The sequence below is a fragment of the Sandarakinorhabdus sp. genome (assembly GCF_031422795.1).
Taxonomy (GTDB): domain Bacteria; phylum Pseudomonadota; class Alphaproteobacteria; order Sphingomonadales; family Sphingomonadaceae; genus Sandarakinorhabdus.
Genome location: NZ_JANPML010000039.1, coordinates 1 through 3061, shown reverse-complemented (window position 1 = coordinate 3061; position 3061 = coordinate 1). Strand labels below are relative to the sequence as shown.

The window sequence follows — 3061 nt, the reverse complement described above, 5'->3', positions numbered from 1 at the left end:
GCGCGCTGGGGCTGTTTCAATGGTGTGCCCGAAGAGGTCACCGCCAAGGAAATCGCCGCGCTGGTGTGGGATTCGGGCCGAGTGCTGGCCGAAATGGCGCTGCCGCCGCTGTATGGCAATATCACGCGGGTGGATTATGCGCGGCTGACCCAGCCGGCGCTGGTGGTGGTGGGCGGCAATGATCGCACCACGCCGCCGGGCATTGCGCGCTCAACCGCGCGGCAGATTGCTGGCACGGTGGATTATCACGAATGGCCCGGCGTGCCGCACTGGCTGTTCTGGGGCGAGATTGAACAAAGGCTGCACGCCACGGTGATGACGTGGCTGGCGACGCTGGCCTGATTGCAGCCCTGAAGGCCGAGGCGCTGCGCCTGGGCTTTGCCGATATCGGCATCACCACGGCCGCTGCGGTGCCGCAGGCCGGGGCACGCCTGCGCCAATGGCTCGCCGACGGCTGCCACGGCGAGATGATCTGGATGGAAGGCCGCGCCGATGAACGCGCGTCGCCGCAAGGCCTGTGGCCCGATGTGAAGAGCGTCATCATGCTCGGCACCAGCTATGCGCCGGCGCTGGACCCGCTGCGGCTGGCGGGTGAAGGCGATACCGGGGTGATTTCGGTTTATGCGTGGAACCGCGATTATCATGATCTTATCAAGAAACGGCTGAAGGCGCTGGCGCGCTGGCTGGTGGCGCAAGCCGGCGGCGAGTTGAAAGTCTTCGTCGATACCGCCCCGGTGATGGAAAAGCCGCTGGCCGCCGCGGCCGGGCTGGGCTGGCAGGGCAAGCACACCAATCTCGTTTCGCGCGCACATGGCAGCTGGCTGTTCCTCGGCGCGATCTACACCACGCTCGATCTGGCGGCCGACGCACCGCATGCGGATCGGTGCGGCAGCTGCACCCGTTGCCAGACGGCCTGTCCGACCGATGCTTTCCCGCAGCCCTATCGCCTCGATGCGCGGCGTTGCCTGGCCTATCTCACCATCGAACACGCCGGGCCGATCCCGGTGGAGTTTCGCGAACCCATGGCCAACCGCATCTATGGCTGTGATGATTGTCTGGCCGTCTGCCCGTGGAACCGCTTTGCCCAAGCGACGGAAGAACCGGCTTTCCTGCCGCGCGCCGAATTGACCGCGCCGAAACTGGCGGAGCTTCTGATGCTTGACGATGCGGCGTTCCGGGCGCTCTTCTCCGGCTCGGCGGTCAAGCGCATCGGCGTGAACCGCTTCATCCGCAATTGTCTCTATGCGGCGGGCAACAGCGGCGACGCGGCGCTGGTTCCGGCGGTGCGGGCGCATCTGCACAGCGACGATGCAGTGGTGACCGAAGCTGCGGCCTGGGCGCTGAAACGACTGGAGGACGCATGACAATAACCACTGGCACGGCCCGATTGGCGGCATTGCAGATTGGCAGCCGGGCGACCACAGCCGAGACGATGGCGGCGCTGATGGCGCGGCGTGACGAGTTGAAGGCCGCTCGGCCCGATCTGCTGGTGCTGCCAGAAGCCCTGTTCGGCGGTTATCCCAAAGGCGCCGATTTCGGCGTGAGGCTGGGCTATCGCACACCGGCCGGCCGCGATGCGTTCAAGCGCTATTGGGAACAGGCCATCGAGATTGACGGGCCCGAAGTGGCAACGTTGGGCGAACTCGCGGCCGATATTGGCTGCACCATGGTGGTGGGCGCCATCGTGCGGAAAGGCGCTACCCTGCATTGCTGCGCGTTGCATTTTGCGCCCGATGGCCGCCTGGCCGGGCAGCGCGGCAAGCTGATGCCAACCGCTGCCGAACGGCTGGTGTGGGGGCAGGGCGGGCCGGACGATGTCTGCACCTTCGACAGCCCGGCGGGCCGCATTGCGCCGGTGATCTGCTGGGAAAATTTCATGCCGCTGTTCCGCGCCGCGCTCTATGAAAAGGGCGTTACCCTGTGGGCCGCGCCGACGGTGGATGATCGGCCGCAATGGGAAGTTGCGATGCGCCATATCGCGCACGAAGGCCGCTGTTTCCTGGTATCGGCCTGCCAATGGAAGCCGCCCACCCGCGAAGCGCTGGGCGAACCAATCACGCTGATCGACCGCGCCGAGGATGTGCCGATCATCGGCGGCGGCAGTATCATCGTGTCGCCGATGGGCGAGGTGCTGGCTGGGCCACTGCGCGGCGGTGAGGGGTTACTTGTGGCCGAGGTTGATCTGGCCGATATCGTGCGCGCTCGCTTTGATTTCGACGCCGCCGGCCATTATGCCCGTCCCGACATCTTCCGGCTGGACGTAACCCCTGCAAAACGCTGAAACTGCTGCGGCAAGGAGAAATTGATGACCGATTCCCTGTTCATTGGCTTGTCGGATCAGGATGCGCCGCAAGCGCTGGTGCTGAAACGCGCCAACCGCCACGGCCTGATCGCCGGGGCGACCGGCACCGGCAAGACGGTGACACTGCAGGGCCTCGCCGAAGGCTTTTCCCGTGCTGGCGTGCCGGTGTTCCTGGCCGACGTGAAGGGCGATATCGCCGGCATGGCCAAGGCCGGCAGCGAGGCCGCCGGCTGGACGGCCAAGCGCGCCATGGAAATGAAGATCGAGGATTATGACTGGGAATCGATGCCGGTCGTGTTCTGGGATCTGTTCGGCGAGCAGGGCCATCCGATCCGCACCACCATTTCGGAAATGGGGCCGTTGTTGCTCAGCCGGCTGATGGGCCTGAATGACACGCAGGAAGGCGTGCTCACCATCGCATTTCGCTATGCCGATGAACATGATCTGCTGCTGCTCGATCTGGAAGATCTGCAGGCGATGCTGGCCTGGTGCGCGGACAATGCGGATGAATTGTCGAGCAAGTACGGCAACGTGACCAAGGCCAGCGTTGGCTCGATCCAGCGCCAGCTGCTCACGCTCGACAGCCAGGGCGGCGCGGCGTTTTTCGGGGAGCCGGCGTTCGACATCACCGATTTCATCGCGCTGGACGGCAAGGGCCGCGGCCGGGTCAACATTCTGGCTGCCGACAAATTGATGCAGTCGCCCCGCCTCTATGCGACCTTCCTGTTGTGGCTGCTCGCTGAACTGTTTGAAACGCTT

The 3061-nt window shown here is 65.1% G+C and carries 3 protein-coding genes and 1 pseudogene; all 4 read left to right on the top strand.

Annotated elements, in window-relative coordinates; genetic code table 11:
- A pseudogene (locus RMO81_RS01575) lies at nt 1-342 on the top strand (hypothetical protein); the annotation flags it as partial.
- A complete protein-coding gene (gene queG / locus RMO81_RS01570) occupies nt 321-1364 on the top strand; it encodes a tRNA epoxyqueuosine(34) reductase QueG (protein ID WP_409049571.1) in 1044 nt (347 codons plus the stop codon). The pseudogene RMO81_RS01575 and the gene queG, both read left to right, overlap by 22 nt.
- A complete protein-coding gene (locus tag RMO81_RS01565) occupies nt 1361-2281 on the top strand; it encodes a carbon-nitrogen hydrolase family protein (protein ID WP_310473969.1) in 921 nt (306 codons plus the stop codon). The genes queG and RMO81_RS01565 overlap by 4 nt, the downstream gene beginning before the upstream one ends.
- 24 nt (nt 2282-2305) lie before the next feature.
- Nucleotides 2306-3061 (top strand): helicase HerA-like domain-containing protein (locus RMO81_RS01560; protein ID WP_310473968.1); only part of this gene is annotated, 756 nt, incomplete at its 3' end.

Excerpts from the sequence above, each read along its gene's own strand:
- RMO81_RS01565 (WP_310473969.1), top strand. The coding sequence starts at position 1,361 with ATGACAATAACCACTGGCACGGCCCGATTGGCGGCATTGCAGATTGGC.